Here is a 309-nt window from a genome sequence, read left to right as displayed (position 1 = left end):
GACTGCTTCTGCTGCTCCTCCTACTACCTGTAGAGCACCTAATCCAATATCCCACCAGTTCTTCTCTGGTTTCGGGGCTTTTGGTGTTTCAGGCTGCGTCACTTTGGCTAGCTTCGCTAATTCCTTCTGCAGGAATCGATCATAGGCCTGCGGCAACGATACATCCACCGAGACAAGCTTGGCATCAACCGGGAACCCAACCATGGCCCTGATCTTCTCCTGGTTGCCTTTGGCGATTTCCTCTGCGGAGATGAAGACATCCCACTGATAAGTTTCTGTTTCTGAGAAGGACTGCTCCCTTGGGTCATG

Annotated in this window: 1 protein-coding gene; it reads right to left on the bottom strand. The window is 51.8% G+C overall.

Annotation, left to right across the window (positions count from 1 at the left end):
• Window positions 1–309 (bottom strand): hypothetical protein (locus FS736_RS24590; RefSeq protein ID WP_186326912.1); only part of this gene is annotated, 309 nt, incomplete at both ends.

The organism is Cytobacillus oceanisediminis 2691 (assembly GCF_007678455.1).
In the GTDB taxonomy this organism is placed as follows: domain Bacteria; phylum Bacillota; class Bacilli; order Bacillales; family Cytobacillaceae; genus Mesobacillus; species Mesobacillus oceanisediminis_A.
The sequence above is the reverse complement of the archived record's forward strand: the minus strand, read 5'-3'. Positions and strand labels throughout refer to the sequence as shown.